The sequence below is a fragment of the Amycolatopsis sp. WQ 127309 genome (assembly GCF_023023025.1).
Lineage (GTDB): Bacteria > Actinomycetota > Actinomycetes > Mycobacteriales > Pseudonocardiaceae > Amycolatopsis.
Genome location: NZ_CP095481.1, coordinates 463,345 through 489,681, shown reverse-complemented (window position 1 = coordinate 489,681; position 26,337 = coordinate 463,345). Strand labels below are relative to the sequence as shown.

At 68.4% G+C, this 26,337-nt stretch carries 19 protein-coding genes; 17 read left to right on the top strand and 2 right to left on the bottom strand.

Features of this window, described 5'->3' with window-relative positions; all coding sequences use genetic code 11:
* Positions 1-92 precede the first annotated feature (92 nt).
* The 4 genes from MUY22_RS01725 (at position 93) to MUY22_RS01710 (ending at position 4,037) form a co-directional block, all read left to right on the top strand.
* On the top strand, positions 93-614 hold the full coding sequence (locus tag MUY22_RS01725) for a PadR family transcriptional regulator (protein WP_247056279.1): 522 nt from the start codon (positions 93-95) through the stop codon (positions 612-614).
* Entirely contained in the window at positions 614-1,303 is a 690-nt protein-coding gene (locus tag MUY22_RS01720; protein ID WP_247056277.1) for an ABC transporter ATP-binding protein, read from the top strand. The genes MUY22_RS01725 and MUY22_RS01720 overlap by 1 nt, the downstream gene beginning before the upstream one ends.
* On the top strand, positions 1,303-3,594 hold the full coding sequence (locus tag MUY22_RS01715) for an FtsX-like permease family protein (RefSeq protein ID WP_247063561.1): 2,292 nt from the start codon (positions 1,303-1,305) through the stop codon (positions 3,592-3,594). The genes MUY22_RS01720 and MUY22_RS01715 overlap by 1 nt, the downstream gene beginning before the upstream one ends.
* A 146-nt stretch (positions 3,595-3,740) precedes the next feature.
* Complete coding sequence (locus MUY22_RS01710) at positions 3,741-4,037, top strand: cellulose binding domain-containing protein (protein ID WP_247056275.1); 297 nt, start codon at positions 3,741-3,743, stop codon at positions 4,035-4,037.
* Positions 4,038-4,089: 52 nt separating this feature from the next.
* On the opposite strand, the gene MUY22_RS01705 is transcribed toward MUY22_RS01710, so the two are convergent.
* Positions 4,090-4,245, bottom strand: a complete 156-nt coding sequence (locus MUY22_RS01705; RefSeq protein WP_247056273.1) for a hypothetical protein — start codon at positions 4,243-4,245, stop codon at positions 4,090-4,092.
* Between the two features lie 848 nt (positions 4,246-5,093).
* Between MUY22_RS01705 and MUY22_RS01700 the strand changes: the two genes are divergently transcribed.
* From MUY22_RS01700 to MUY22_RS01665, 8 genes are all read left to right on the top strand, one after another.
* Positions 5,094-8,345, top strand: coding sequence for a helix-turn-helix transcriptional regulator (locus MUY22_RS01700; RefSeq protein ID WP_371827573.1), 3,252 nt, complete (start codon positions 5,094-5,096; stop codon positions 8,343-8,345).
* 115 nt (positions 8,346-8,460) lie between these two features.
* Complete coding sequence (locus MUY22_RS01695) at positions 8,461-8,694, top strand: hypothetical protein (protein ID WP_247056269.1); 234 nt, start codon at positions 8,461-8,463, stop codon at positions 8,692-8,694.
* A gap of 9 nt (positions 8,695-8,703) precedes the next feature.
* A complete protein-coding gene (locus MUY22_RS01690; protein ID WP_247056267.1) occupies positions 8,704-9,033 on the top strand; it encodes a hypothetical protein in 330 nt (109 codons plus the stop codon).
* A gap of 15 nt (positions 9,034-9,048) precedes the next feature.
* The gene (locus tag MUY22_RS01685; RefSeq protein WP_247056265.1) at positions 9,049-9,465 is read left to right on the top strand and encodes a hypothetical protein; all 417 of its coding nucleotides are present in this window, start codon (positions 9,049-9,051) and stop codon (positions 9,463-9,465) included.
* Positions 9,466-9,482: 17 nt separating this feature from the next.
* Positions 9,483-9,695 carry a hypothetical protein gene (locus MUY22_RS01680; RefSeq protein ID WP_247056263.1) on the top strand — a complete coding sequence of 71 codons (213 nt, stop codon included), beginning with the start codon at positions 9,483-9,485 and terminating at the stop codon, positions 9,693-9,695.
* Between the two features lie 295 nt (positions 9,696-9,990).
* Complete coding sequence (locus MUY22_RS01675) at positions 9,991-10,869, top strand: hypothetical protein (RefSeq protein ID WP_247056261.1); 879 nt, start codon at positions 9,991-9,993, stop codon at positions 10,867-10,869.
* Positions 10,869-11,570 carry a hypothetical protein gene (locus tag MUY22_RS01670; protein WP_247056259.1) on the top strand — a complete coding sequence of 234 codons (702 nt, stop codon included), beginning with the start codon at positions 10,869-10,871 and terminating at the stop codon, positions 11,568-11,570. Before MUY22_RS01675 ends, MUY22_RS01670 begins: the two co-directional genes overlap by 1 nt.
* Positions 11,571-12,768: 1,198 nt before the next feature.
* Positions 12,769-15,465 carry an AAA family ATPase gene (locus tag MUY22_RS01665; RefSeq protein ID WP_247056257.1) on the top strand — a complete coding sequence of 899 codons (2,697 nt, stop codon included), beginning with the start codon at positions 12,769-12,771 and terminating at the stop codon, positions 15,463-15,465.
* Here MUY22_RS01665 and MUY22_RS01660 read toward each other — a convergent pair.
* Positions 15,462-16,358: a serine/threonine-protein kinase gene (locus MUY22_RS01660; RefSeq protein ID WP_247056255.1), complete on the bottom strand. Its 897-nt coding sequence runs from the start codon at positions 16,356-16,358 to the stop codon at positions 15,462-15,464. The genes MUY22_RS01665 and MUY22_RS01660 overlap by 4 nt on opposite strands.
* A 30-nt stretch (positions 16,359-16,388) precedes the next feature.
* On the opposite strand from MUY22_RS01660, the gene MUY22_RS01655 reads away from it, so the two are divergent.
* Genes MUY22_RS01655 through MUY22_RS01635 form a run of 5 tightly spaced genes read left to right on the top strand, consistent with a single transcriptional unit; the run spans position 16,389 to position 26,029 of the window.
* Entirely contained in the window at positions 16,389-17,966 is a 1,578-nt protein-coding gene (locus MUY22_RS01655) for a PD-(D/E)XK nuclease family protein (RefSeq protein WP_247056253.1), read from the top strand.
* Positions 17,963-18,970 (top strand): hypothetical protein, encoded by a 1,008-nt coding sequence (locus MUY22_RS01650; RefSeq protein WP_247056251.1) that lies wholly within the window; start codon positions 17,963-17,965, stop codon positions 18,968-18,970. The genes MUY22_RS01655 and MUY22_RS01650 overlap by 4 nt, the downstream gene beginning before the upstream one ends.
* Positions 18,970-22,350: a hypothetical protein gene (locus tag MUY22_RS01645; protein ID WP_247056249.1), complete on the top strand. Its 3,381-nt coding sequence runs from the start codon at positions 18,970-18,972 to the stop codon at positions 22,348-22,350. Before MUY22_RS01650 ends, MUY22_RS01645 begins: the two co-directional genes overlap by 1 nt.
* Positions 22,338-24,983 (top strand): pPIWI_RE module domain-containing protein, encoded by a 2,646-nt coding sequence (locus tag MUY22_RS01640; protein WP_247056247.1) that lies wholly within the window; start codon positions 22,338-22,340, stop codon positions 24,981-24,983. The genes MUY22_RS01645 and MUY22_RS01640 overlap by 13 nt, the downstream gene beginning before the upstream one ends.
* A 35-nt stretch (positions 24,984-25,018) precedes the next feature.
* Positions 25,019-26,029 carry a hypothetical protein gene (locus MUY22_RS01635; RefSeq protein ID WP_247056245.1) on the top strand — a complete coding sequence of 337 codons (1,011 nt, stop codon included), beginning with the start codon at positions 25,019-25,021 and terminating at the stop codon, positions 26,027-26,029.
* Positions 26,030-26,337: the final 308 nt, after the last annotated feature.

The following is a 26,337-nucleotide window of genomic DNA, read 5'->3' as shown; positions in this document are numbered from 1 at the left end:
GTACTGCCTACTCTGCGAGTGTATACGCCGCGTGTATACGCATCAGGTATAGTGATCCCTGCTCGGGACATCCGGGTAGGGAGGGGTAGGAAATGTCGGTTTCGCACACCTTGCTCGCGTTGCTCGAATCGGGCCCGCGGCACGGCTACGACCTCAAGCGGACGTACGACGAGCAGTTCGGGCAGGACCGCCCGCTTGCTTACGGCCAGGTCTATTCGACGTTGTCGCGATTGCTGCGCAACGGCATGGTCGAGGTGGCGGGCGTCGAGAGCGGCGAGGGGCCGGAGCGGAAGCGCTACACGATCACCGACGCCGGGGTCACCGACGTCGAGACGTGGTTGCACACTCCGGAGAATCCGCAGCCGTATCTGCAGAACACGCTCTACACGAAGGTGGTGCTCGCGCTGCTGTCCGGGCGCAGCGCCGCCGACGTGCTCGACGTCCAGCGCGGCGAGCACCTGAACGTGATGCGTTCGCTGACCAAACGCAAGAACGCGGGCGACCTCGCCGATCAGCTGATCTGCGACCACGCGCTCTTCCACCTCGAGGCGGACCTGCGGTGGCTGGAGCTGACCGCCGCGCGCCTCGGCGAACTCGGGAAGGCGGTGCGCTGATGACCACGCCCGGAACGCCGTTGCTCGTCGGCAACGGACTGCACAAGTCGTTCGGCCGCACACAAGCGCTCGACGGGGCGGCCCTGTCCGTCTCGACGGGGGAGGTGCTCGCGATCATGGGCCCGTCCGGCTCCGGCAAGTCGACGCTGCTGCACTGCCTCGCCGGCATCGTCCGGCCGGACTCGGGCACCATCCGCTACGGCGGCGCCGACCTCGTCGCGATGGACGACAAGGAACGGAGTGCGCTGCGGCGCACCGAGTTCGGCTTCGTGTTCCAGTTCGGCCAGCTCGTGCCCGAGCTGTCCTGCCTGGAGAACGTCGCGCTCCCGCTGCGGCTCACCGGCGTCAAGCGGAAGCCGGCCGAGACCAAGGCGGCCGAATGGCTCGCCCGGCTGGAGGTCGACGGACTGGCGAAGCGCCGTCCCGGCGACGTCTCCGGCGGGCAGGCACAGCGGGTCGCGGTGGCGCGGGCACTGGTGACCGAGCCGAAGGTGGTCTTCGCGGACGAGCCGACCGGCGCGCTCGACTCGCTCAACGGCGAGAAGGTCATGCAGATGCTCACCACCGCGGCGCGGGAAACGCACGCCGCGGTGGTGCTGGTGACCCACGAGCCGCGGGTCGCGGCCTATTCGGACCGGGAGGTCGTGGTGCGCGACGGGCAGACGGTCGACCGGGAGCTGGTCGCGTGATGCGGGATCTGGCGCTGGGGCTCCGGCTGGCCGTCGGGGGCGGCCGGATGTCCGGCGCGGCGCTGCTGCGCCTCGCGATGACCGCCTTCGGGATCGCGCTCGCGGTCGCCGTGCTGCTGCCCGCGGCGGCGGTCCAGCACCTGACCGGCGCGCAGGCGGAACGCAAGGCGGCGATCACCCAGGTCACCGAGCCGCGTGCGGGCGTCGCCCCGCTGCTGACCTACAACTGGTACCCGTCGGTCGGCGACGACTTCGTGAAGGTCACCGCGGTCGCGGCGACCGGGCCCGGCTCGCCGGTGCCGCCGGGACTCACCCGGCTGCCCGCGCCGGGCGAGCTCGCCGTGTCGCCGGAGCTCGCCGCGAAGCTGGCCGCACCGGGCGGCGGTTCGCTGAAGGCGCAGCTGCCGGGGCGGGTGGCCGGCCAGATCTCGCGGGACGGCGTTTCCGGCGCGGGTGATCTCGCCGCGTTCTACGGGGTGCCGGCCGCGCAGATCGAGGCCGAAGGCGCCAGGGGCAACAAGGTCTACGCGTTCGGCAAGCCCTACACCGGGCTCGGGCTGTCGGCGGCCATGCTGGCCATCATCCTGCCGATCGCGGCGGTGCTGCTGCTGCCGTTGCTGATCTTCGTGACCACCGCGTCGCGGATGGGTGCGGCGCAGCGGGAACGCCGGCTCGCCGCGCTGCGGCTGATCGGCCTCGACTCGCGGCAGGTCAAGCGGGTCGCGGCGGCGGAGTCACTGGTCGGGGCGGTGATCGGGCTCGTGGCCGGCATCGGGTTCTTCGCCGTGCTGCGCACGTTCGTCGCGGACATCCTGCCGTTCGGCCTGCGGATCTTCCCGGAGGACTTCGTCCCGGACTGGCCGCTGGTCGTGGTGATCGTGCTGCTGGTGCCCGGCCTCGCGGTCGGCTCGGCGATGTTCGGGCTGCGCCGCACGATCGTGGAACCCCTCGGCGTGGTCCGCCAGGGCAAGCCGATGCGCCGGCGGATGTGGTGGCGCTGGGCGCTCACCGCGACGGGTGTGCTGCTCCTGGCCACGAGCCTGGCTCTCGGACGCGGGACAAGCGACACGACCGCCGGGATGGCACTCGCGGCGGGGAGCGTGTTCCTGCTGGTGGGCGTCGCGGCCCTGCTGCCGTGGCTGGTCGAGCGGCTGGTGGAGCGGCTGCACGGCGGTCCGCCGTCGTGGCAGCTCGCGATCCGGCGGCTGCAGCTGGACAGCGGCACCGCCAGCCGCGTCGTGTCCGGCCTGGTCGTCGTGCTGGCCGGCACGATCCTGGTCCAGGGCGTGCTCACGTCCCTGACCGGCGGCGTCGAGCAGCAGGTCTCACCGGACAGCGTGGCCGCGGCCCCGGTGCGGGTGCAGACCACCACCGCGCACCAGGCCGAGGCCGCCGAGCGGGCGGCGTCGGCGGCCGGGGTGACCGGGACGCACCCGGCCACGAACATCATGCTCCAGTCCGGGCGGGAGTCGACCTACGGCATGGTCGGTGATTGCGTCGCGCTCAAGGTGGAAGCCGACATCGGCGGCTGCGCCGACGGCGACGTGTTCTACGTCGTGCCGTCGCGGGGCGGTACCGCCCCGGCGGGAACGGTGCGGCTGCGGAGCTTCCTGCACGACAGCGAGGTCGACGGTCCGGAGTGGACGGTCCCGGGCGGCGTCAAGGTCGTGCCGTCGGCCACCACGGCGACGGCGGCGGAGGGGACGTTGTTCGTCACACCGGGTGCGCTCGGCGGGCTCACGGTGCCGGCCTCGTCGGTCGCGCTGTACGTGTCGGGCACCGGCGACCCGCAGGCGCTGACGGACAACGTCGCGAGGGCGGTCAACGCGCTCGCGTGGAACGCCACGGTCAGCAAGAGCAGCTACCTCGACGACTTCCACGCCCGCGACCAGCAGATGGTGGAGAACTTCCGCTCGGTGCTGATCACGGCGGCACTGTTCGTGCTCGCGGTGGCCGCGATGAGCCTGCTGATGCTGTCGATCGAGCAGATCAGCGAACGGCGGCGCCCGCTCGCGGCGTTGTCCGCGGCCGGCGTGCCGATCGGCGTGCTGGCCCGCGGAGCGCTGTGGCAGACCGCGGTTCCGGTGGTGGTCGGCGTGGTGCTGGCGATCGCGGCGGGGCTGGGGCTGACCGCGCCGATCCTGTCGCTGGCGGACCGGCCGATGATCGTCGACGTCCCGGTGCTGCTCGCGCTGGCGGGCACGACGGTGGCGGCGGTGCTGCTGGTGACCGGGTTGACGATGCCGCTGCTGCGGCAAGCGACCAGGTTGGACACGCTGCGCTCGGAATGAGCCGGCCGGCTGGACCGCCGGGAAGTCGTCGTCCACTGTGGACACGACCGCACCCGCCGCGCCCGGCACCCCCGTCGTGTCCGCGGTGTCGAGCGGCGGCGCCACACTGACCCGGACGGCGGCGTCAAGAGCTACGACGTGTGGTCGTGGTAGCGCGCAACGGCGCGGGCCTGGCGAGCCCGGACTCACCTGCCGCGCAGTTCACCGGCACGACGGCGTGGACGAGCTGGAAGCTGGGCTGCACCTTCCCGGGCAACCAGAAGGTGACGCAGGGGCGGTCGGCGACGTGGGCGCAGTCCGGCGCCGACGTGACCGCCGCGGCCATGCCGTGGAACGGCTCGGTGGAGCCGGGGCAGTCGGTCGCGATCGGGTTCAACGGCAGTTGCACGGGGACCAATCCGGATTCGTCGGCTTTCACGGTCGACGGGAGGGCGTGCGCCTGACGACCGACCCGCTCGCCGGGTTCCCGCGGACCCGGCGAGCGGGTGTTCCCGCTCAGAACCAGTGCCCGCGGCCGCCGACCTTGCGCCCGGTCCCACCCAGGACGGCGAGGATGACACCGGCGACCGCCAGGACGATGCCGATCGTGTACAGCACGGGAATGCCGATGAGAAAGCCGAGGACGATCAGGATGACGCCGAGGATGATCACGGTCGGGAAGCTCCTTCTGCTCACGGAGGGCCGGGCACCGGGGATGTGGTGGCCGCTCGCCCGGGCCCGGAGTGCCCAGGGATCTCCGCGGTCAAACAGACGTCTTCATCCCATCGGTCCATGAGCGCTTTCAGCGCAGCGTCCACCGCTGGTTCGCCTGCCCGGTGCAGGCCCAGAGGATCAGCTGGGTGCCGATGCTCCCGGCCACGGAATGCAGCGCGCCGAACCAGGTGGCGGCCATCTTGTCGTACCCGGTGGCCGTGGGGGTGGATGCCGTCGGTCAGATCGCCGGTGGTCACGGGCTCGCAGGAGACCATTGTGGACAGTTCAGAGGCGGAAGAAAAGCTCCGGAAATCACAAATCCCCGGGCCGAAGTAATCTTCGACCTGGGGAGTGAGGGTGCGCCATCAGACGTGTGCGAGACCTTTCGGGCACTTCTCGGGCTCGTCCGTGCCGGATTCTGCCGGGCTGTTCTTGCCGGTCGTTTGTGGTTCGTGGTGTGGACGGTGGGGCAGGGCGGTTGCTGTGTTGAGCCCGAGCGGGGTACGTGATCCGGTGCTTTCGGCGGTGACGCTGATCGTGGGGGTCATCGTGGCTCTGACTTTTTGTTCGGTTTCGGGAACGTGCTGACGTCGGCCCTCCGGCTGGGGTGCCGGTCTGGGTTGCGCCGTTGGTGGCGCCTGCGGTGGATCTGTCGGTGGTCGGGCTGCCGGCGGCAATTCGGTATCTGTCGCTGCGGGGCGCCCCTATTGAGGTGATTCGGCCGGCTCGGCGGTTGCTGTGCGGATGTTCGGCAACGCCGGGAGTGGTCGGAGTGCCGCCACCCTGCGTCGCGCGTAGTGGGCCGGATGCTGCTGGCGGGGGTGGCAGCCGGCTGGCCGCACGTAGAACTCGGTGCCCGTCCGGATCCGCCAGTACGACGGTGCCGTCGTCGCGGGCGCCGAGCCGAACGGCGCCGAGGAAGATCAGCGCGTCGACCGCCGCCCGCTGGTCGCCGTCGGACGGGAGCAGCTCGAAACTGCCGGTTCGGCGCCACGGGCGTGCCATCCCACACGTCCCAGGCGACTTTCGTGCCGCCGCGCGGTGGCTGGATTGCGGTCTGCTCGCCCGGCCCCACACCAGGGACGAACCGCAGGCCCAGCTGGGCGTCTCCGTCCGGTAGCAGCACACCGCCGGTGACCTCGACGACCTCCCGGCCGAGCAGACCCGCCCAGAAGCGTGCCGCTTCACCCGGGTCGTCCGCCTTGAAAGTCACCGTTATGGAACCGGCGGATCGATTCCTCGTGCACACGGCGACAGGATCCCGCACCATCGACCCACCGGGCCTTATCGTTTCGGACATGGACGGTGATTTTGTCGGCCGGGTGAAAGAATCGGAGTTGCTCGCCGGTCAGCTCCGGGACGCGCTATCTGGCAACGGGCGGCTGGTCCTCATCACCGGCGAGCCCGGCATCGGCAAGACCCGGCTCGCGCGCGAAGTCGTGTCGCGCGCGGAAGTCTCGGACACCCCGTTCGCCTGGGGACGGGCCAGTGACGACGAAGGCAGCCCGCCGTACTGGCTCTTCCGCCAGATCGCTCGTGCCTTGGATGATTCACTGCCGGCTGCTCTGGTCGAAGGCGGCACGACCACCGACTCGGCGGGGGCTCGCTTTCAGGCGTTCGAAGCCTTCGGCGAACAGCTGCGGGAACACGCGCGACGCGCCGGCCTCGTTGTCGTCCTCGACGATCTCCAGTGGGCCGACGCCGCGTCGTTGGCACTGCTCGTGCACATCGCGCGGGACCTGGCCCGCTCCCGCCTGCTGCTCGTCGCCACCTACCGGGACACCGAGACCCGCGGCCGGGACGGGCTGGCGGCCGCGTTCGCCGCTCTTTCCCACGAGCCGGCCCTCGTGCGCGTCCGCTTGGCCGGGCTGCCACCCGCGGACGTGCGCCGCCAGCTGGAGGCCACCGCCGACCGGCCGGTCACCGTCGAGCTCGCCGCCCTGGTCAGCCGCCGGACCGGCGGAAATCCCTTCTTCGTGAACGAGCTCGCGCCACTCCTCGACCACGTCGCGGAGACGTTGCCCGACGGAGTACTCGACACCGTCCGCGCGCGGCTGGCCCGGCTCAGCCCCGTCTGCCGGGAGCTGGTCTCGCTCGCGGCCGCGCTGGGCAGCGTGCTGGAGGCGCCCCCGTTGGCCGCGGTGACCGGAAGCCCCGTCGAGACCGTGCTGAGCGCGCTCGACGAGGCCGCCGCCGCGGGGTTGCTGACCCCCGGTGAAGGCCGGCGGTTCCGGCACGACCTCATCCGGGAAGCCGCACGAGCCGACCTGCCCACCGCGACCCGTGCGGGCGCCCACGCCCGGCTGGCTGCTTGGCTGGCCACGCGATCCGACGCTGCCGAGCGCGCCGCGGAGATCGCCCACCACTGGCTGGCTTCGGCACCCGTCGGCGATCCCCGTCAGGCCCGCGAGTGGGCCGAACGCGCCGGTGACCAGGCGCTGGACCGCCTGGCCTGGGAGGAGGCCGCCGAGCAGTACCGGCGGGCGCTGGACGCCGGCGCGCCGCTGACCGCGGGCGACCGCGCCCGGCTGCTGCTGCGGCACGCCACCGCGCTGACCCGCGACGGTGATCTCCGGTCCGCCGCCGAGGTGCTCACCCGGTCCGCCGAGGCCGCTCGCGCCGCGAACGATCCGGACGCGCTCGGCTCGGTCGCCCTGGCCACGGAGGGCGTCTCCAACCCGTGGGGCGACTTCGGCGGCGACCGGCTGGCCCGCGAGGCACTGACCCAGCTGCCGGCAGCGGACAGCTCGATGCGGGCCCGGCTGCTGGCGCTGGTCGGCGGCGAAGCGGGCTTCGCAGGTGGCCCGGACGCCCAGCGGTATTCCGCCGAGGCACTCGCGATGGCGGAACGGCTCGAGGACGCGTCCGTGCTGCGTTCGGCGCTGCGCTCGCGGCAGATGGCCCGCTCGGGACCCGACGGCGTGCACGAACGGCTCGAGCTGGCCGAGCGGATGTTCGCGCTCGGCGAGGCCGAGCAGGACGACGACACCCGGTTGTGGGGCTGGCTGTGGCGCTTCGACGCCTTCATGATGCTGGGCCGCATGGACGAGGCCGAGGCGACACTCCCTCCGATGCGGCAGTTGACCGAACGCCTGCATCGTCCGCTCGCGACGTGGCACCACTTGCGCAGCGTGGCCGCGGTCGAGATCGCCCGTGGCCGCTTCGACGACGCCGCCGACGTTCTGCGGGAGTGCGTGCGGCTGGTCGAGGGCCGCACGCACAGCTCCGTGTTCGGGATGTCGGTGTTCGTCCTGATCATGCTCGACGGGCTGACCGGGCGCGATCTGGTGAAAGAAGAGCAGCACCGGGAGTTCGAGAAGCACTTCCCGCCTTCCCTCCTGCCGTCGTACGGCCACTACTGGGCACAGCACGGCGATCTCGCGCGTGCCCGCCGGCTCGCCCGCCCCGCCGCCGACGTCGGCAGCTACCCCCAAACCCTGCTGCTGGCGGCCCTCGCGGTCCGGGCCGAGCTGGCGTGGCTCTTCGGCGAACGGGAGGTCGCCGCGGAAACAGCGGGCTTGTTGCGGCCGCATGCCGGCTTGTTCGTCGTCGGCGGGGCGGGCGCCGTGGTGAACGCCGGCTCGGTGCGCACCTACCTCGGCCTCGCGGAAGCCGCTTGCGGACGCCTCGACGACGGGGTGCGCCAGATCCGCCTCGGGATCGCCGCCGACGACGCGGCCGGCATCGTGCCCCACACGGCGTTCGGCCGCTGGCACCTGGCTTCGGTGCTGTCGCGCCGGCGCCGTCCCGGCGACGTCGAGGAGGCGGCCGCGTTGTGCGCCGGTCTCGAGGACACGACCGCAGGCCTCGGGATGGAACCGCTGCGGCGGCGTGTCGCGGAGCTGGCGGCCACCTTGGGCGGAGCTGCCCCGGGCGAGCTCACCCGCCGGGAAGCCGAGGTAGCCGGGCACGTCGCCCAGGGCCTGACCAACAAGCAGATCGCGGCACTGGCGCACATCTCCGAGCGCACCGTCGAAACCCACGTCCAGCACATCCTCGCCAAGCTTGGCTTGACCAATCGGACGCAGATCGCCGCCTGGTCCGCCGGGCAGCGGTGAGGATGCGTGCCACGAGTACGTGGTTCCACGGATCCGTCCGCAAGGTGCACCTCCTAGCGTCGGAAGGAGCCGGAAACACCCCGGTGCCCCGCAGCCGCGAAGGAGCACAACAATCATGAGCAGCCCTGGTTTCCCGCCCCCTTGGCAAGCCCAGAACGCCGCCAAAGCAGGCGCCGACGCTGCCTCGCGCGCCCGGAGCGCCCACGAACGGTCACGCCGGGTTTCACGCGGACGGTCGGGGAGCTTCCTCGGCAGTCTTGTCGCGACGCTGATCGTGCTGGGCATCCTCGCGCTGGCGGCGCCGTTCGTGATCGACTTCGTCATGCACTTCCTCAACAGCATGCGCTGAGCGGGCGACATGGAGCCGCCGCAGTCGCGGGGGCACGCCGAAATCGACAGCCACACCCTGGAAGAACTGGCTTTCCAGGCGAGCCTGGCCGTCGACGCGGCCGGTGCCTTTCTGCAGAACCTCCAGAACTCCGCGCACGACCCGGGACTGTCGGCCCCGCTCACCGGGACCGACGTCGTCCACGACCCGAGCCTGTCGACCGGCTCCGAGCATGCGACGCACGACGCGGCGATGTCGCTTCCCGTTCCGGGCTCGGCGCACGACTCGGCGTTCGTTCCGCACGACGTCGCGCACGATCCCGGCGCGCCGCACCTCGACGCCGGACATTTGTTCCACTGAGCACGAGGGGCGATGATGAGCCACTACAAGGGACGCGTGTCCGGCTACACGCCGCGGGCGGAGGGCGGCGTGTTCCGCAAACGGCAAACCCTGGTCTGGGACTTCCGCCTGGAACGCCACGACCCGACCGGGCAGCCGCTGCCGCGGGTCGCCGTCGAACTGCGGGCCAAGTTCTACCGCGGCGGCTCGATCAGCAACGGCGACGTGGTCGAGCTGTGGGGGCACCAGTCGCGCAACGGGGTCGTGGTCGTCAATTCGGTGAAGAACCTGACCGCGGGCTCGGTCATCCGGGCGCACAAGTGGAACACCGGCGTCACGGTGGCCTACCTGACGGCCTTTGTTTTCTTCGCCGCCCTGGTGGCGGGCGGCCTTTACCTTGCGTTCGGTCCGGGAGTCTTCGACGCGATCACCAGCGGACACCACCACCGTTGAACAAGAAAGGAATTCCGATGAGCGACCATGACGATCCGAGGCTGGAACCACTCCGTTCGATCGTCGAGATCGGGAAATCCGGCCTCGAAGTCGGCCACGCGGCATTCGAGGTCGGCATACCCACGGTGGCGAAGGGGGCAGCCGGCTTGGCGGAAGGCGCGGTGCTCGTGTTCGGTTCGGCTGTGATCATGGACGGGATGGGCGTCGGCTTGCCGGGCGTGCACACCTGACCGGAAGACCATGCGGGGGACCCCGCGAAACTGCCCGACGACTACGGAAGCCGGCCCGGCGAACCGGGGTACGCAGACCACAGCAACCCCGGCACGTCGGCGGCCTCCTGCACCGCCGGGAATCCGGCCCTATCCGCCGGCCATGACGCCGCAGCGTCGATGTCGCCGGAGCCCCATTCCTCCTCTGAGACGTCCTCGCATTACGGAATCCGACGTCTTGCAATCGACGAAGAGATTCGACAAATTTTCCGGCGCGCCACTCCGAGGCGCACCCCAGGTGGAAGGTGTGTTCAGCATGGCAATCCAGGCAAACTGGGCGTCCTGTGCAAAATGCCAGGGCATGCACTACGCAGGGTTCCCCGATTTCAAGGGCGTCTGCCCTGCCGGCGGAGCGCACGAGCAGACTGGAAGCTGGGAGTACCGGATGCTCTACGATCTGCCGGGCAGCAACAAACGACAGGCAGGGTGGGCATCGTGTGCAAAGTGTCAGGGGCTGCACTATGCCGCTTTCCCGGAATTCAAGGGCGCCTGCCCTGCTGGCGGCGCCCATGAGCAGGCCGGGTCATGGGCGTACGACGCACTCTTCGAGACGAACTCCCGTGGCGGTCAGCGCGACTGGAGGTCATGCAGGAAATGTCAGGGGCTCTTTTACGGTCCCTTCAAGGGAAAGTGTCCAGCCGACGGCAGTGAGCACGACCCAGCGGGCAGTTTCAACTACTTCCTCATCGGCGGTCCCGATGTGCCGGACAAGCTCACTTATCATGCGAAATCAATCACATTCTCAGGCGGGACCGCCCTTGGCGGCTGGGCGCTCGTCACCTTGTTCCCCGACGGAAACTTCGAATTCTCCGGCCATTTGCACAACTCCGGAGCCGCTGCGTATGAGCACACGCTGATTCTGGCGGTACCGGATGCCGCAGGCCAGATCCTCACGTTCCGCCAGTCCGGGAATACCTTCGGAACACTCCAGCCGGGCCCCAGAGACTGCGACTGGAAGACTGCCGGGCACAACGATCTCATCGCAACATCATGGAATGCCCTAACCGCTCAAGGAGGCGAGCCGAGTTGGCGGATCGATGCCTCCGTGAACTGGGGTGCCATCATCAATGCACTGGTCGACGACATCGCCAAGGCGGCCGGATATATTGGCACAGTGGTGAGCATTGTGGGCTAATGCTCAAGCCGGTGCGCCACGAGGCCACCGTTCACATCGCCGCGATCAACGAATGGCTCCAACCGGCTTCGACACAGGCCCTAGTCGAGTTCTTCCGGCGGGCCGGCTGGGACGTGGGCGGCTACGACGGCGAGAGCCGGAAGGCGTGGACGATCGCTCAGCTGCTGAGCCGTCGCGATGACGCCGCCGCGATCGGACAAGTGCTGAAGCGGATGGCCGATCCCCGCGAATACCAGCAGGACCGGGAGTCCGCCGACGAAGTCCTCACAGCCCTCAACTACCTCCTGGAGGTCGAGAACCTGCACGTCGAACTCGACACCGATCTGCGCCCGGTCGCGCGGACCGCGCGCGGCGCTGCGGGACTTGCCGGTGGACATCAGTCGGCAGAAGCTTCGTCGATCAAGGTCACGATGGACCTCTGCACGAACGTCGGCAAAGAAGTCCTGGACGACGCCGCCCGGAAGCTCGCCGGAGCGATCCCTCGACGGCCGCTTTCTCTCGCCAGCACTCTCGGGTTCCCCTCGGGCTCGCAGGAGACCACTGTGGACAGTCCAGAAGCGGAAGAAGAAGTTCCGGAAACCACAAATCCCCAGGCCGAAGAGATCTTCGACCTGGGGAGTGAGGGTGCGCCATCAGGGACTCGAACCCCGAACCCGCTGGTTAAGAGTCCTCACCTGGACAGGTTCGATGGTGTCGAGTGATGCCGGCCAAGCTCATTTACTTCGATTGTCGGGTGGCGGCGGTGTCGGCCCCTGACACGGTCTGTCGTCGCGTCCGTGCGCTCTCGGGCTCCCCTCGGGCTCGCAAATGTCAGGCCGTGTCGCCTGGTCCGAGCTTGTCTGCGGCGACCCTTGATCCGTTTGCCGGGCGCTTGGCGAGACCGGCTGCCCGTGAGTTGAGCCTGCGATATTGACGTGGCTCAGGCGTGGCTTGCTCAAGGCCTTGCCCCGTTCGAATAGTGCGGCTGTACCGGTTGCCGTCGATCGCAACGGTCGAACTGTGAAGACCACCGCTCCGACCGTCGGTCAGGGCGGTCGGTGGCCTAGCAGGCGTTCGTGTTCGATATTTGTCTGTCGCTGGGGGGCGAAGGTCGGCTCGGCAGCGGCCTTGAGAAAGCTGCAGGATCACAGCTACGGGGTGTGCTGGCCGCTGGTCCTGCTGCCGGCAGTCGAACCGTTGAACGAAAGTTTGAAACAGTGGTCTCGCGAGACCGACATAGCTCGTAGCAAGACGCACGCACAGAGACAGGCGATGAGATCTCGAAGCCGGTTCAGCCGATCGGGGTCTTGCGACCGAGTTCGGAGAACTCTGAGCAGCGATTGCGTGCTGTCCTTCGGCGTTACGAACCTTGCGCTGCGAACCGACGCCACGCGAACGGATCAGGGATCGCAGGCGTCCCGAAGTCCCGAATTCGGGGTCGTTCGGTGATATGGCTGCGACTGGCCTGGGGTTGTTCGAGACCTGACGGGCCCCGGGGGCCGGCCGCTGGAATGGCGGCCGGCCCCCGGGGGGCCGCTTCCGGCCTGGTCAGGCAGCCCGGTGAGACGACGCCGGCCTGGGGCGAGCCGGCGACGTCGTCGGGCGAACGGGGCGTCGGGGCGGCCAAGACGGACGGCGGCCGCCGTTGCCCGCTCGGTGCGTGGCCTCCCGGAAATGACGGTTCTTCTGCACCTGGTTCTCCTTGATCTTTGGTTCCTCGTTGTTACCCGCAGACGATTCTTGCAGGCCAGGCCATCGTGGCAGGCGGTCGGCGGTGATCATTCGCCGCGGTCGTGGGTCGAACGTGGGTCGAACGTGTGTTGGCGTACTGGCCAACGGGTGCCGATGGGTGCGAGGATCTGGCATCGGTTCGGGCGCAGCTCGCTTCCGGCTAATATCATCGATTGTCAAGTAGGTCTGATGGAAATCCACCTTTTGGGTCCGTTGGTGGTTTGCGTGGATGGCGGCGAGGTTGATATCTCGTCACCGCTCGCGAAGGGGCTGCTCGCCCTTCTCGTCGTCGCGCCGAACCGCAAGATGTCGCACGCGGAGATCGTGACCAGGCTTTGGCCAGGGGAACGTGTTCCCCTGGATCGCATCCGAGAGGCGCGGCGAGCTCTCCGGAAACGGCTGCCGGAAGTCAAACCGAGAAACCTGAACCTGCATTGCATGATCGACCTCTCTGGCTGGTCGGTCGATTTCGCCCGGTTCACGAGTGGGGTCACCGAGGCGAAGCGGCTCGAGGGTCATGCTCGGGTCGAACGGCTGCAAAGGGCGCTCGACGAATGGCGGTCCGAGCCGCTCGTCGACGCGGACTTGGCGAAGTTCGATTTGTGCCGGGAGCAGGAGTACTTGGACGGCCTGCGGCGCGCGGCCACCTTCGACCTTCTCGAAGCGACGGCGGAGTGCGGTGACCGTGTAGGGTTCCGAATCGCCGTGCACGACGCCGTCGGCCGGTGGCCGCACGACGTTCCGATGCTGACTCTCGTGTCCGGCGTCATCGCGAAAACGGAGTCAGGGTCGTCGGCTGGCTCCTTTCTGGCTCGGCACTGCCAAGAGCACGGCGATTCCGAAGGCAGGTTGGCCGAGCTTCAGTCGCTGTATGGACCGCATCCTACGGTGACTTCACCTCGCTCCGGGGCGCGGCGGCAGGTGCCCGCGTTCCGGCCGAAACTGGTCGGGAGGCACGCCGAACTGCGAGAGCTGGACAGTGTGCTGGTACGCGCCAAGCCCGGTGACGCACGGATAGCATTGGTGACCGGTATGGCCGGAGTAGGCAAGACCGCATTGGTTCGCGACTGGGCGCACCAGATGGAGGACGAGTTCCCCGGCGGGACGCTGCACGTGGACCTCAACGGCTTCGGCGCGACCGCTCCAGAATCCCCCGAGGAGATCCTGACCAGGTTCCTCAAGAACCTCGACGTCGAACCACCGACGACCACCCTCGACGGGTTGATCACGGAGTTCCGTTCCGCGACCTCCGGCCGTTCATTGCTCGTCGTGCTCGACAACGCACGGGATGCGGCGCAAGCCCGGCCACTGCTCCCGGGTACAGGGTGCGCCGTCGTGATCACCAGCCGGACTCGCCTGGAGAGCCTCATCGCCCAGGAGGGGGCCCATCCTCTCACTGTGCGACCGTTGGCGCGGTCCGACGCGATCGCCATGCTGACCGGCTCGCTGGGGGAGCACCGGACGCGCCACACCGGCCACTTCGTCGACGAAATCGCCGAGCTGGTCGGTGGGCTCCCTCTGGCGTTGGCGGTGGTCGCTGCGAGGCTGCACAGGCATCCCGCCGAAGAGGTCCGAGCGACCCGCGACTTGCTCAGGGAAACCAAGTCCAGGCTCGACGCCCTTTCCCCGGGCCGTGAGGCAGACCTGAACGTCCGGGTCGCCCTGTCGTATTCGCACGGCGGCCTGACCGGCACCGCAGCCGAACTGTGGGCCTTGCTCGCCTTGCACCCGGGGCCCAGCGTCAGTTTGGCGGCGGTGGCGAATCTCGCCGGCCGGGACTGCGCAGCCGACATTGATGAACTCGTCGCGGCGCACCTCCTGGAGGAGCCGATCCACCGGAGGTACGCGATGCACGACCTGGTCCGCGACTACGGACTCGAACTCGCCTTAAGGCTGTCTCCGGGCCATGCCGAGGGAGCGATCGTGGCCGCCTTCGAGTACCTCCTCCAGCACGTGTGGGCCTGCGATCAGGCCCTGGTTCCCGGTCGCGAGCTGCCCGTTCCCGCCGCCTCCGCCGGTCAGGTGGCGGTACCGCCGACAGCTCGGGACGCGATGGAGTGGCTGGACGTCGAATATCCGACGATTACGGCGGCGCTGCGTCAAGCCGCCGAAACCGGTGACGATCAGCACACCTGGCTGCTGGCCATGGCGCTCGTTACATACCAGTGGCGCCGCAGCAGGTTTGCCGATGCCGAACGGTACTTGCGTGCCGCAGCTGAGGCGGCCGAACGCGTCGCCGGCCTCGCTGATCAGGCGATGGTCTACCGCATGCTCGGGGGATCCCGCTGGAACATGAAGGTGTACCCGCTGGCCGAAGCGGCGCAGCGGCGAGCCATCCAGCTGAGCGAGGGGGCGGGGGACACCCGTGGTCTTGCGTACGGACTCTTCGGAATGGCTGCGATTCACCTCGGTCGCGCCGAGCACTCGACGGCGAGTGCGGTGTACGGCCGGGCTCGTGCTCTCTTCCAGCAGCTGGGCGACGAACTCGGTGAGGCCGATGCGCTCGGTGGACTCGCGCGGGTCGCGCTCGCCGAGGGTGACCACGACGAGGCTGTCGGAGCTTGTTCAGATGCGCGGGACCGGTTCGCCCACATCGGTGATATGAACGGCGAAGCCTCTATCTTGGTTCTGTTGGGTGACGTTCACGCCGACCGCGGAGACCTGTCGAAAGCTGCGGCGAACTACGACTTCGCGGTATCCCATTATCGGTCGCTGACCCGGCGCAGCCACGAAGCGAAAACGCTCGTGCGGCTCGCCGATGTGCTGAGACGCGACTCCCGCGCCGACGAAAGTGAGCAGGCATTGCGCAGCGCCCGAGCCCTGTACCACGACCTCGGCGACACAAGTGGCGTCGAGCTGGTCGACGAAATGCTGGCGAATGTCTAGGAGGCGGTTTGGTGGCGATCGAGCCAGTACCGGAGCACTGGGTCGGGCACACGCCCCCGCCTGGGTGGCACCGCGGGGCCGGGAAGGAGCCGGACCAGTTCTGCGGCCACGTCGCCCATGGTCTGCGGCCGATTGGCAGGGTCCCATTCGATCATGCGGAGACCGACCGTGCGCAGCCCCGGGGCAAGCGCTTCAAGCGAACGCTCCAGCCGGTTCGGGAACGGAGGGCCAGGAACTGGCGGGAGTCCCGTCGTGTTGTCGTGAGGAAGGCCCATGATCGCCAGCTTGAACAGCAAACAGCCCAACGAAAAGATGTCTGAGGCCGCGGTAGCCGGGGCTCCCTGCAGGACCTCGGGCGCGCTGTATCCAGGAGTGCCCTGTGGGCTCGCGTCCACGTCCCGGGGAACTGCGCTGCCGAGATCGATCAGCCAGACCCGGCCGTCCGGGGCAATGAGTGCGTTCTCGGCCTTGACATCACGGTGGATCCAACCGCGAGAGTGCAACTCGCCGAGAGCGTTAGACAGTTGGGCGATGATCGCCGCCGTTCGTTCGGAAGAGACGGGGGCCTCGTCGGCTGAGAAAGCCACAAGATCCCGGCCGTCGACGTCCGGCATTACCAGGTACTGCCGCTTGACATGATCGCCACCAGGGCGAGCGAGGATCAGGCGGGGCACCTCGCGGAGCTCCTGTGCGATCGATGCCTCGTGGAGAATTCCCTCGCCGAAGTACTCGTAGTCGGTGGTGTTCTCGAAGAACCGGGCCGGCTGGATCTTGAGCACGAGCCTGGCCCCGGTGCCGCGGTCAGTGACCCGGTAGACCTCACCCGAATTCCCTTGGCCGAGTGCTTCCCGCACCACATAACGGCCGTCGACGATCTCACCTGGATGGAACACCCTGGAATGCTCTCACGGAAGAAGGAAGAAATGACGACATGGCACCCTCCGGTCGGGGTATCCGGTGATTCCGGCCTGATCAAGGTGTCGGTCGGGATGCTCGGACCGGCCAGGTATCGCTGCCCGGCGCGCGATGCGCTCGTAGCGCGGCCGCGCTACCGCGCCGATACCCCGGTACCCCGCAAGCCCGAGGTGCTGGAAACGTTCACGAATGGAGCGTTCATGGACGTGCTCGACCTCGTTGAGCACCGAGGAGTCGCGGTCGGAGACGCGCTCGGGAAACTCAGCCGGCGTTCGATGCACGACTCCGTCAGGCAGTGGACGGAGCACGCCGTTGCCGGGTATCTCGAAGCTTTCCCAGCCCGCTTGAACGGCGTCTTGAAGCCGTTCCGGGGTCGGTGGGTCTATGAATCCGTACTCGCGAATGCCGACCAGCGAGGCGCACGGCAGTACCGGATCAGTGCCTGGGGCCGGTGCTACCGCTCCGTGGACGGCAAGGTGCGCGAAGTGCGGCTGCCGGCGAACCGCCTCGGAGGCCGGACGCGCACTGACGCCGAGATCGCGGTTGCCGCGCTCGTCCTGGCCGAGGGAGGCCCGGACGCGCTCCCGGAGCAGGTGACGATCCGGCAGTTCGGCATGCTGGAGGGCCGGTCGGTCACCCTGTTCGACGGTTCGCGGAAAGCCGCGCTCGATCTCTACGCGGTGTCGGGCCGGGACGCCTTGGCCCAGCTCGTGGACGCTGGTGATCCTTTCGAGTATCGGCCGGGCGCTGTGTGCGCCGACTGCCCGTTCGCCGCGGTGTGCCCTGAGCTGCGCCGGACGCCGGGATTGCTGGGAGTCCGTAACCGGCGGCGACCGCGCCGGAGCTGGTCCGCTACGTCGGCGCGGAATCACGCCACCTGTCCTGCTCTGGACTACGGACGCCGGCAGCGTCTTCCCGTCGACCAGAAGGTCGAACGGGGGCCTGCGGCCGAACGGGGACGGGCGGTGCACCGATACCTCGAGGATCGCCACCACGAAGCCACCTGTCCCTGCGACACCCGGATCCCGACGGATTGGGTGCCCTCCGGCTTCGACCTGACGGAAGACGACCGGGCACTCGGAGCTGTGCTCCTGCGTCATCACGCCGTCGTGTGCCCGGTGCGGCACACGACGAAGCCGGCCGACCTCCGGGTGGAGCCCAACCTGGTCTTCGACGACGTCGACGCCGACACGATCGTCCTCACCAAGCCCGATCTCCTCTACCACGACGGCACCACGTGGGTCTGGCGGGAAGTGAAGACCTCGGCCTGGGGGCGCCGTGGGACGAGGCCATGGCTCGAGCAGTACCCCCAGCTCGCCCTGGCCACCGTTCTCGCGGCGCGTGACGAGTTCGGACTGGGAATCGGCCGGGTCGAGCTGGAGGTGCTCCGGCCCGCGGGCGCTGACCTTTACACGCTCGACCCGCGGACCCCGGAGGTGCGCCTGCACGCCGAGAAGGTGGTGCGCGAGTCCTTCGGCCGGTGGCATGACGACGACCGGTTCGTCCCGGTTCCGGGCAGACACTGCGCCGATTGCGAAGTGGCCCGGTGGTGTTCCGCTCGGGAAACGACCGAAGGAGACGCATGACGACCTTGCTCCACCACCTGGCCCGAGGTATCGACGCTTTGTCGAGCCGCGACAGCTCGAGCCCGTCGGTTCCGCCATACCCGGACGACACGCAGTACGCCCTGGACCTCGTCGTCCGGGAGTGCCTCGACCACGAGCGCACCCCCCCGGCAGGCGTGCCCGAGCTGGTCCGGTGGTGCACGGACCTCACCTCGAAGCAGTGGCCGCACCCGCCTGCGCACCCCGGAGTCGCTCTGGTCGATCCGGTGCACCGCATCCGGACCCGGGCCTGCGCCGAGCTGGCGGGAGTTGCAGCCACCGCCGACGCGCTCATGGCCGACGCCCTGTCCGATCTTTCCGAAGACGAAGCAGCCGAACGGCTCCGGTTCCTGGAGTCGCACGTCTTGGTCGGACCCGGCACGCCGCGCGAACTCCTGATGAAGAGCCCGAAGGACGCGTCGATCTTCAAGTCCGTCAAGGCGCTGTACCGGCCGGTTCCGGCCGAATGGGCCGTGCGAGGCCGGGTTGCTCTTTGCGAGTGCGGGCTGCCTGCCCGGTTGGATGATCTTGCGGACGAGGTCATCGTCCGGTGCGAACGGGAGACCTGCCCGCCAGGAGCCTGGGCAGGGCCGCGGCTGCAGGCCGGCCGGGCGCTCCTGCTCCACACCGCGCTCCGGCTCTTCGTCGCCTTGCCGGCCACCTTGGATGATCGAGTTCGCGGTGGCCTTGTGTCCGAAGGACTGCCGATGCGCACTTCGGACCCGGCCACCCGGCGCCACGAAGTCCGTTTTCCCGGCTGCGCACCGATCACCTTCCGTTGTTACGACCGGATTGTCGCTTCGGCCCTGGCCGGCGACGCCACCGCTGATCGTGTGGACGTCGCGGTGGTCCCGGACCGTTCCCCGACGGCCACACCGGTCGCCCGTCAAGAATTCACCGACGCGCTGCCACCCGGATCCCTCGTCATTCTCGCGACTGAAAGCGAACTGCTCAGTGGTGCGACTAACGACCGAAAGGACGCCTGATGCGCGACTCCGGAGTAGTGCTGGCGTCCGTTCTGGACGCCCTCGAAGATGCTGGTCTTCGAACGGACCAGGCCGCCCTGCTGTGCGATGTCGAGCTGGGGCTGTTGCTACACGAGCGCCTGAACCCCGGCGAACCGATCGGCGGAGCTTGGGTTTTGTTCTGCGGGATCCCCTACGCCCGCGGCCGTGGACTCGTGACCAGCGACGAAGCGGCTACCGCACTTCGCTCCGCGCGCTTCACGTTGTGGACTTTGCGGCGGCGCGCGACGTGGCACGACGCCCTGGCCACCTACCAGGCTCTGGACCGAAAGTTCCGGGCCTTCGACGCCTCGGGCCCGGACGCCCGGATCGTCCGCCTGCCGACCGAGGGTATCGCCGACGACCGCTTCACCCGGTACGACCGCTTGCTGGCCACGGCCCCGCCTTTCAAGGGCGGCCCGGCCGTGTTCGCCCGGCGAGGACTGCACCGGTTCCAGGCTGGCCGCGCGACAGTCCGCGTCGACCTGCCCGACACCGCGCACCTTCCCAAGCCGGCCGGGCACGACATCGACCTGCCCCCAGCCGAAAGCGGCGAGCCGATCCTCGTGAACCGGGACGATCTGATCGCGACGGCCAAGGACATGGACACGATCGAATTCCACGACTGGGCGGGGCGGATGGACTCGGTCCGGCTCCGGACGCGTGGGCAGCAGGACTTCCGCGGTGAGCCCGGGTTCACCATAGCGGGGATCGAACATCTCCTCGGCATCGTCGGGGCGGGGAAGAGCACCTTGCGTGACGTGCTGACCGTGCACCTCGCCCGGCAGGGCTACCGGATCACGGTCGTGGTCGGCGACGTCGCCGAAACCCTCGAACTGGTGAGGCTCTACAACATTTACACCGGTGGCAAGGCGGCGCCGATCCTGGGCGCGTCGGGCAAGGAACGGCATGCGCAACGGATGCACCGCAGGCTTGCCGGGCGGGGCGTGGCGAACGTCCTTGCCCACGAGGATCCCGGGTTCGGCTACTTGAGCACGTCGTGTGCGCTGAACACCCTCCTCAGCGACCAGGACGACGTCCTCGCCTTCAACCAGGCCCCGTGCACCCGGCTGTACCGCCGCACCGTGCGGCCCGACGCCAAACGGGAGTGGTCGACTGTGCCGGTGGCCTGCCCCTTCTGGGCCGGTTGCCCGCGGCACCGTGGCGCACACGAGCTGGTGCAAGCCACCATCTGGGTTTCGACTCCGGCCGGTCTGGTGGACGCCGCAGTACCACGCCCGCAGAACGCCGAGAAGGTCCGTTATCTCGAAGCCGCCTGCCGACGGAGCGACCTGGTCATCGTCGACGAAGCCGACCGGGTGCAGATGCAGCTCGACCGGATGTTCGCGCCCGCGGTCACCTTGGTCGGCAGCTCGGGCAGCAGGTCACTGCTGGACGATCTGGTCGGCCACAAGAACCGCGAGCTGGTCGAAGGCGCCCGGATGCAGCTGTCCGACCACGACGTCGAAGACTGGACGGCGGCGGTGAACACGATCACCGCGACCACCGACCGGTTGTACGCGATGCTGGTCGCCGACCGTGGTCTGCGGGACTGGGTGCACACCGGCTATTTCAGCGCGTGGACCTTGCAGCTCCGCCTGATCGAGGAGCGCTATCCCGATGACCTGGCCGATGCGGAGGAGCCGCGCAAGCACCTCACCGAATTGCTGGACGAGTTCCGCGACAACCCCTTCGGTGACCGCACCGGAAAGGTCACTCCGGAACTCACGACGCTGGTGAACGAGGTGCTCACGACCGGGCGCCAACCGGCGACCCGCCAGAAGATCAGCGATTTCCTGGTCGAGCTGTTCGATCTGACTTCGAAGCTGGAAGAGCTGCAGCTGGCCTTCGACGAAGAACAGGCACGGCCTCGCCCGGCCAAACGCGGACACAAGCCCGCTCCGGATCCGGTGGACTGGCTGGACGAGAAGCGCCGCCAGTTCGAGTTCACCCTCCTTCTGTCGGCACTGGAACCGAAGCTGGCTCTGATGAACGCGATGTGGCCACGGGTCGAATCGGTTCTGAAGCTGGGCTTCAACGACATGTACCAAAGGCCGCCGGACTACGGCCCGCTCGTCCCGGAAGCCCCGATGGGGAACGTACTCGGTTTCCAGTTCATCGTCGACGGGCCGCCGCGTCACGGTGTGCAGAGTGGTGAGCTGCGGTACTTCCGGTGCAGCGGAATCGGGCGAGAACTGCTTCGTGCCATGCCGGACCTGCCTCGGGTGGACGGCCGCCCAGGGACGAACGTGCTCTTGATGTCGGGGAGCAGCTGGGCGGGCAGCTCCAGCCGCTACCACGTGCGGGTCCCGGTCGGCGTCATCCTGCTACCCGCCGAAGACGCCGTCAAAGCCGTTGTCGAGGGAACAGAGATGCGGTTCGAATTCCTGCGAGGTGGAGCCGGGGGTGAACCACTGAAGCTCTCCGGCGCTGATCTCGATCAACGCCCGGAGATCCTTCGCCGTATGGTGACCCGGCTGGGCGAGCCCGACCACGACGGGAGCATTCTGGAGCGCGAGCTACGTGAGTGGCCGGATGCCCGACGGCGGATCCTCCTGCTGGTCGGCAGCTACGACGAGGCCGAGCTGGCCGCCGACACCTTGCACACCTTGAGTCCGAGGTGGAATGGCCGGGTCGTACGGCTCGTGTCCGACGATGTCGAGGTCACGGTCGGGAGCGATGACGACCACCACGCACCGGTCCTGCGCCGCGGTGATGTCGACACGCTCCGCGACACTGCGGCCGAGATCCTCGTGGCGCCGCTGCTCGCCGTGGAGCGTGGGCACAACATCTTGAACGACGACAAGGTCGCCGCCATCGGGAGTGTCTTCTTCCTGGCGCGGCCGAACCCCCGGCCGGACGACTTGGGGCTGGCGGTCCACACCGTGAACGACTGGTTGGTCCGGTTCGCCGACAGCGCCGGCTTCACCGAGCAGCTCGGGGAAGCGGCCGATCTGGACGAAGGCGCCACGGCGATCCGCAAGGAAGCGCGAGGCCGGTGGTACCGGGCTCTCGCCAGGTCACTCGGCTGGAGCTCGCTCGGCCCCGATCGCGACACGGTGACCTGGGACCTGCTGGTGCTCATCTGGCAGGTCATCGGCCGCCTGGTGCGAGGCGGAGTGCCCGCTCGCGTCGTGTTCGTCGACTCCGCGTTCGCTCCGGAAACGGCCGCGGGCCGACCGGCGGACGAAACGACCGCGACCAGCCTTTTGCACAACATCCACGCCGTCCTGACGCCGTACTTGACCATGGATTCGACGGAGCCGACTCACGATCGCTACATCGTCGACGCGCTTTACCGGCCGCTCTGGGCGGCCCTTGACCGCCTTCTCGAGGACAGGAATCCGGAATGCACTCCCTGATCACTCCCTGCGCGTACGAGCCCGACCCCGAGCATGGCCCGTGGGTCGAAGACCTCCACGTGACGACCTTCGCCGAGCAGTGGCGCACCGAGCTGACCGATCTGTCCGCGCTCGGCTGGCGCAGTCGGGAGCCCTTCGCCGGGCTGCCGGTCCGCAAGCTCGACAGCCTTCTGCGCGCGGTGGCGCCGGGGATGCTCGCGACCGGCCGTGGCGCCGCCGCCGACAGTTCGGTGCCGTGGCTCTACGCGCGGGAGCCGCTGCCGACCGATGTCGTGCTGCCCGCCTTCTTGAGCTGGGTCGCTGCTCTCCGGCCGGAGAGCGAACACCTCGCCGCCACGCGCCGTGTGCTCGACGCTGTCCGCGAAACCGAACCGGAGTGGTCGACCTGCGCGGTGGAGCTGTCCGGTACCGATGTGTCCCCGGGCGGGACCGCCGCACCACACCGGCGGCTCTACGCGCTCCTGCCGGAGCTACTGGCTCTTCGTCTGGCGGAGCGGCCCTTCCAAGCCGAAGGGGCAGCCACCGACATGTGCTTCCGCGCAGTCCGGCTCGAACACGGGGCGGAGCTGGTTTCCTGGCCGCCGGAGACGTTCCGGAAGAACGGAGTGGACCACCGGTACTCGGCCCGGTTGGGGATCACCCTGCACACCGTCCCGTTCTCCCCGTCTTTTCGCGTCCACGTGTCGTCGGGGATCCGCCGATGGTCCACGCGTTCCCCCGTCTGGGTTCCCGGTGGCCGCGGAGCAACGGTGCTGTTCGACCTTCCGGTGCCCTGGGACGAAGAAAGTGGCGAGAGTCGCCTCCGCCTGGTCGGCAACACGATGAAGTTCTCTGCCGCCGAAGGGCGGTGCACGTGGCGAGGACACAGCCCGGTGGAGATCATCGACGAGCTCGACATCGTGCGGCGTTACCCGAAACCGGAAGACCTCATCGCCGATCCGCGCGCATGGCTGACCGGTCAAGGCGGCGTCAGAGCGGCAGTGGTGCACAGCACCGCCATGGGCCGGCACGAGATCGCCGCCGGTCTGATGCCCGGGGAGCGGGCTGATCTCGACAACTGGGTGGAAGCCGGGCTCCGTCCGTGGCTGCGCCGAGTTCCGTCGCTGGAGCGAGCGTTCCGCGTCACCAAGCCGGTCTTGCTCCCGAAGGTGCCGAAGACCGACCCGGTGCGCCGGGCCGAAGTGGATTTGCGTGCAGTATCGGCTCGGAGAGAAACGCTGCGCACCGTGTTGGCGGGCGAGCCGCTGCACGTCGACATCGTCACTGCCTACCCGGAGACGCGAGAGCACCTGCTGCGACAACTTGCACTGCTGCTCGGAGTCACCGATCTCGGCGAAGGCGATCTTCGCCGCTGGTCCGTGGGTGGCCTCGAAATCGACGTCCTGCTGTCCGACGCGAGTTTCCTGGCCACGGCACTGAAAACCTCGTCAGAGGCGCAGCTCGAAGACGCTGAGGCACTCCGCGCACGGAGAGCAGCGGTGGCCGCGCGGTACCCGCGTCGCGCTGGTCGGCCGGGGTTGGCCTTGATCGAGATCCCCGGCGCCGACCGGTTCACGGTTCCCGGCACGGACCCGAAGCTCGCGTTACGGCTCGGATTCGCCGACAGTCGGCGGGTCGCCCAGTTTATCCAGGTCGCCGACAACGAGACCGCGGATCCGGCGACCCGCGCCGAAGCCGCGTGTCGGGACGGGCTTCGTCAGCTCGGTGCCGTCTCCGCACCGGCGCATCGTGCGGGTGCTGGACTCCCGGCGGATCTTCAGTACGTTGCCTTGTGGGTGGTGCGCAAACAGGCCACGGCGAAGTCCAAGCGAGCAGGCCGGCAGCTCATCGCCGTGCGAGTGCGGCCCGCCGACACCGAACACCCGGTCCGGGCCTGGGACGATCGTTTGCAGGACTGGCTCCCGTACGCTGACTTTCTCCTATCCCTGGCAACAGGTGGCCTCGCCGCGGACGGCTCGGCGAGTGGTATTCGTCCATTTCTCACCGTCGAGGACGAACGGGCCGACATCGAACGACGGGTGCGCGCGATCCTCTTCCAGGTCCGGGATCGCCCGACCTTACTGCTGGTGAACGCCGGCAACCTCCGGGATTCGTGGCGATGGCTGGGCAACGGAACCCTGGTGCGGGACAAGCTCGGCTTTGCCGGCGAACCGGACCAACGCCTGGGTGCGTTCGGTGAGGACCTGCGGGTCGTCTTGATCCGCGACCGCAACAGCCGGGACGAGGTCCCGCAGTGGTACGCGCCCGGCAAGGACAACGACACGCCTGGCTTCGGTGTCGGACTTTGGGCGTCACAGGAAGCTTTGCCGGACAATCGGGTTTTTGCCAGCACGGCGGACGTACCCAAGAACTTCCCCAAGGTCCCCCGTGGACTCCGCAAACTCACCGGAGAGCAAGGCCCAGGCCACGCGTCCACGGTGAGCGCGTGGAACCCGCAGTACCTGGAACTGACGGTGCTGGGCTGTCCCCGGGAGGACGAACCGGCGGTGTGGGCGGCGATCGCCCATCAGCTCAGGTTCCACGACGACTACGTACCCCTTGCGAGGCCCCTGCCGATGCACCTGGCCAAGCTCGCCGAGGAGTATCTGAGCCCGCAGTCCACGACGACGGACCGTCGGAGTGACCCGACCTGAGGCGCCGTTTTGACGCCGTGCCATAAGCTGGGGAGATGACTCTCGGTGATTCGCCCGAGCCGGCAGGTAAGGGTCCCCGTTCGGTGCCGAAGCCGAAACGGCTCGAGCACCTTCGTGCGGACCCTCGCGGCTACCCGATCATCGCCACGACCGGCCAAGAGCCTGGGGACGTCGACTTCGGTGCGTTGTCGGAGCCGCGAAAGCTCGCTCTGGCCACCTTCGATCTGTGTGCGGTGTGTGCGCTTCCGTTCGGCGAAGAGCTGCGGTGGCAGGTTTCCTTCGACGAGGTGATGGCAAAGGCTACGACGCTCGTTTCGAACGAGGCGCCGGTCCACGGAATCTGTGCCTTGTACGCGGCTCAGGTCTGCCCGTTCGTTTCGTCACCGTACGCCCGACACGGCGATGGGCTCCGTAAGGGGGTGAAGCGTCCTGCGGTCACGTTCCTGACCGGTTTCCGCCGAACAGCGCGAGTCTTCGGTCGACGTTCCGGTCTGCAGACCTCCGAATCCGTTCTGCACTTCGAGACCACCGGCGTCGAGCAGCGGCTGACGTTGTCGACCTCGGCCGAAGCGATCGAGGCCTATCAACGAGCGCTGGAGACCGACACGCTGGTCATCATCGATGACACCGAGCGTGAGGTCGTTACGCGCCTCACCGAACTGACGATCAAGGAGGGTGAAGATTCCGGCAGTGTGATGGCGGGTGCCGCGTGGTTCGCTGGAGGAGCGTTCTGTCCTGGGATCAGCACCGTGCAGGGCATGCGGCGCTTCGCTGGTGACCCGATGTACACGACTCTCGCGCGGCGGGTCCTGCTGGTACCTGGTTTCGCGAAGGAGTTCGAGGCGACCGAGGACCTGTACACCCGTGCCGCGATGAAGTGGCTCAACAGCCGAGCTCACCTGCCGGAGGTCCTGAGAAACTGGCGCAAGACCACGTTGAACCGAGTACAACGCGGCGAGGTGTCGGCGGGCAAGAGCGGCGGCGGTGATCCGAAGAAGTCCAAGCGCAAGCTTCAAGGCACAGCCCGGCGCAAGAACCGCCGGTGACCTGGACAGCTCGGCCAAGGCGTGCCAGCGGGTCCACGTCGAACCAGCCGGGCACGCCGGCGATCGCTGGGACTACCAATGCCACGTGGTGCTACGCGTTGGATGACCTGCTCGCGTGAGCGATTTCGCGTTGCGAGGTTGACGGAATGCTGGCCCGTAAGAAACGTTGTAAGAATTCACTCGAAAGTATGACGGGTGTCGGCCTTCCGGTGGGCCGGTACCGCCGATGGCTTCATCACTTCGAGTTGTAACGTGCGGTGGCCGACTGCCGATCCATCAACCATGCGTGGTGGTGATCGTCGATCTTG

Excerpts from the sequence above, each read along its gene's own strand:
- MUY22_RS01725 (WP_247056279.1), top strand. The coding sequence starts at position 93 with ATGTCGGTTTCGCACACCTTGCTCGCGTTGCTCGAATCGGGCCCGCGG.
- MUY22_RS01720 (WP_247056277.1), top strand. The coding sequence starts at position 614 with ATGACCACGCCCGGAACGCCGTTGCTCGTCGGCAACGGACTGCACAAG.
- MUY22_RS01715 (WP_247063561.1), top strand. The coding sequence starts at position 1,303 with ATGCGGGATCTGGCGCTGGGGCTCCGGCTGGCCGTCGGGGGCGGCCGG.
- MUY22_RS01700 (WP_371827573.1), top strand. The coding sequence starts at position 5,094 with ATGCTGCTGGCGGGGGTGGCAGCCGGCTGGCCGCACGTAGAACTCGGT.
- MUY22_RS01695 (WP_247056269.1), top strand. The coding sequence starts at position 8,461 with ATGAGCAGCCCTGGTTTCCCGCCCCCTTGGCAAGCCCAGAACGCCGCC.
- MUY22_RS01690 (WP_247056267.1), top strand. The coding sequence starts at position 8,704 with ATGGAGCCGCCGCAGTCGCGGGGGCACGCCGAAATCGACAGCCACACC.
- MUY22_RS01685 (WP_247056265.1), top strand. The coding sequence starts at position 9,049 with ATGAGCCACTACAAGGGACGCGTGTCCGGCTACACGCCGCGGGCGGAG.
- MUY22_RS01680 (WP_247056263.1), top strand. The coding sequence starts at position 9,483 with ATGAGCGACCATGACGATCCGAGGCTGGAACCACTCCGTTCGATCGTC.
- MUY22_RS01675 (WP_247056261.1), top strand. The coding sequence starts at position 9,991 with ATGGCAATCCAGGCAAACTGGGCGTCCTGTGCAAAATGCCAGGGCATG.
- MUY22_RS01670 (WP_247056259.1), top strand. The coding sequence starts at position 10,869 with ATGCTCAAGCCGGTGCGCCACGAGGCCACCGTTCACATCGCCGCGATC.
- MUY22_RS01665 (WP_247056257.1), top strand. The coding sequence starts at position 12,769 with ATGGAAATCCACCTTTTGGGTCCGTTGGTGGTTTGCGTGGATGGCGGC.
- MUY22_RS01655 (WP_247056253.1), top strand. The coding sequence starts at position 16,389 with ATGACGACATGGCACCCTCCGGTCGGGGTATCCGGTGATTCCGGCCTG.
- MUY22_RS01650 (WP_247056251.1), top strand. The coding sequence starts at position 17,963 with ATGACGACCTTGCTCCACCACCTGGCCCGAGGTATCGACGCTTTGTCG.
- MUY22_RS01645 (WP_247056249.1), top strand. The coding sequence starts at position 18,970 with ATGCGCGACTCCGGAGTAGTGCTGGCGTCCGTTCTGGACGCCCTCGAA.
- MUY22_RS01640 (WP_247056247.1), top strand. The coding sequence starts at position 22,338 with ATGCACTCCCTGATCACTCCCTGCGCGTACGAGCCCGACCCCGAGCAT.
- MUY22_RS01635 (WP_247056245.1), top strand. The coding sequence starts at position 25,019 with ATGACTCTCGGTGATTCGCCCGAGCCGGCAGGTAAGGGTCCCCGTTCG.